General features: G+C 44.1%; 2 protein-coding genes. Both read left to right on the top strand.

Features of this window, described 5'->3' with window-relative positions:
* Positions 1–182: hypothetical protein (locus ABFQ95_08435; protein ID MEN8237542.1), on the top strand; the 182-nt coding region annotated here is incomplete at its 5' end.
* 115 nt (positions 183–297) lie between these two features.
* The gene (locus ABFQ95_08440) at positions 298–2,349 is read left to right on the top strand and encodes a UvrD-helicase domain-containing protein (protein MEN8237543.1); all 2,052 of its coding nucleotides are present in this window, start codon (positions 298–300) and stop codon (positions 2,347–2,349) included.
* The last annotated feature ends 156 nt before the right edge of the window (positions 2,350–2,505 follow it).

A 2,505-nucleotide genomic window follows, 5' to 3' on the forward strand; every position in this document is an offset into this window, starting at 1 on the left:
CTCTTATAAGCGGCACCCTGTTGATACGCCGGTATTTTAAAATTAAAAATAAAATCTGTTTGACGCCCGATAATGTTGAGATTGCTTCTACCGAAACAAGCCAGGAGAAAATACAGTTTTGTGGGGTCATTACAAAAGTCATTCCAGCCTTTAGAGTGCAATCGTTGCAATCCTCCTCTTGATAACACCGTCCTCAAACAATATTAAGTTGAATCTAGCAACGATTGTGTCTAAATAAGAGGTAGGGGGATAATCCTCCTACCTCTTACTCTTTTTCGTGCAGGATTTATATTTATAATGTCTCAATCACACATGACGCCAGTTGCCGGTTCTCTAACCCATTTAGAGTCATCATCATCCTGTCTAAATGAAGCTCAGCATTACGCCACTGAAAACCTAGAGGGGCCAGTCCTAGTTTTGGCAGGAGCCGGCACAGGTAAAACGCGTGTTTTGACCACACGGATTGCTAACGTTCTAAAACGTCAACTGGCCTGGCCATCACAAATTTTATCTGTGACCTTTACCAACAAAGCTGCTCTTGAGATGAGGCAAAGGGTCGAGCAGATGATGGAAAATCCGGTTGAAGGTCTGTGGTTGGGTACATTTCATTCACTGTGTGCTCGAATCTTACGCCGGCATGCTGAACTGGTTAACCGCACTCCTGACTTTACCATTCTAGATACTGATGATCAGCTTCGCCTTATCAAACAAATTTCCAAGGCAGAAGATGTAGATGATAAGAAATTGCCTCCACGCGTGATTTCAGCTGTCATAGGTCGATGGAAAGACAAAGGATTAACGCCGAATAAAGTTCCAAACGCCAAATTTGATCAGATCCTACAGGTCTATGAAATTTATCAAGAGCGCTTGCAAACACTCAATGCTGTGGATTTTGGAGACCTGCTTTTGCTTTGTCTAGAGCTTTTTTCCCAACATTTAGATGTTTTACAAATCTACCAAGACCGGTTTCGTTACTTGTTGGTAGATGAGTACCAGGATACCAATGTAGCTCAGTACCTGTGGCTGCGGCTGCTGACCCAAAAAAATCAAAATTTGTGTTGTGTAGGTGATGATGATCAGTCGATTTATGGTTGGCGTGGTGCTGAAGTTACGAATATTTTAAAATTTGAGCATGATTTTCCCAACGCCAAAATCATCCGACTTGAACAAAACTATCGCTCGTCGCACCATATTCTGGGAGCAGCTTCAGGCTTGATTGCCCATAACCAAGGGCGTCTTGGCAAAACTCTATGGACTGATCAGGAAGAATCCAAGGGTGAAAAGGTACAAGTTTGTGGTGTCAGCGATGGGGCAGAAGAAGCACAATTGGTGGGTGAGGAAATAGAAAGTCTGCAGCGCCAGGGTATCCAACTATCGGATATGGCAATTCTTGTGCGTGCTACTTTTCAAACTCGCGAATTCGAAGAGCGCTTCATCCGCCTGGGGATTGCCTACCGAGTCATTGGTGGCGCTCGATTTTATGAACGTCGGGAAATCCGCGATGCAATGGCGTACTTGCGCATTGTAGCTCAACCTCATGACAGCCTTGCATTTGAAAGAGTTCTCAATGTACCACGACGAGGCCTTGGTGAGTCTACGTTACAAAAGCTGCACATCTGTGCTCGAGAGCAAAAAATTCCACTGCTTAAGGCTGCTATCCAGTTGATACAAACAAATAGTATAAAAGGCAAAGCTTGCACTTCCCTGACCCAATTTATCCAAGATATTGAACGCTGGCACAGGCAGGTTTTGCAAAAAAAACCCAGCGAGTTAGTACAAATTATTTTAGATGAATCTGGTTATACGGCTATGTGGCTCAATGACAAAGCTCCAGATGCCCCAGGACGTTTAGAAAATCTCAAGGAACTCGTGCGCGCCCTTAATGATTACAAATCGTTGACTGCCTTTTTAGAACATGTCAGTTTGGTTATGGAGAATAATCAAGCACATCATAGTGATAGCGTTAATCTGATGACGATGCACGGTGCAAAGGGACTTGAATTTGATACTGTATTTCTTGCGGGCTGGGAAGAGGGGTTGTTTCCACACTCACGAGCCTTAGCCGATTCAAATAATAGGGGACTTGAGGAAGAAAGGCGACTGGCCTATGTCGGTTTGACTCGTGCCAAACGTCAAGCTTTTATCACTTTTGCTGGCATGCGTCGCATACACGGGAAATGGAAAACAGCGCTCCCATCCCGTTTTTTATCTGAACTACCAAAAGCACATGTTGAAGTTCGCCATAAATACTTCCAATCCCAATCCCTCCAAGCACAACATAATAGGTACGTGCAGGTTGACCCAGTACATCACTTTGATGATTATTCTCAAGACCCTTGGGATCAATAGCCCTTCTTTGTAAGTATACTGAAGCTGAATCAAACGGGTATGACCGCTGGGTAATGTATCCCTAACGATGTCATCCCTTTATGCAAGTCAGATATCTATGTACAAGGTAAACCTGGTCTTCAGCCAGGCGCTGCGCGACCTTGACATAGATATCTG

The organism is Pseudomonadota bacterium (assembly GCA_039714795.1).
In the GTDB taxonomy this organism is placed as follows: Bacteria; Pseudomonadota; Alphaproteobacteria; order JAGOMX01; family JAGOMX01; genus JBDLIP01.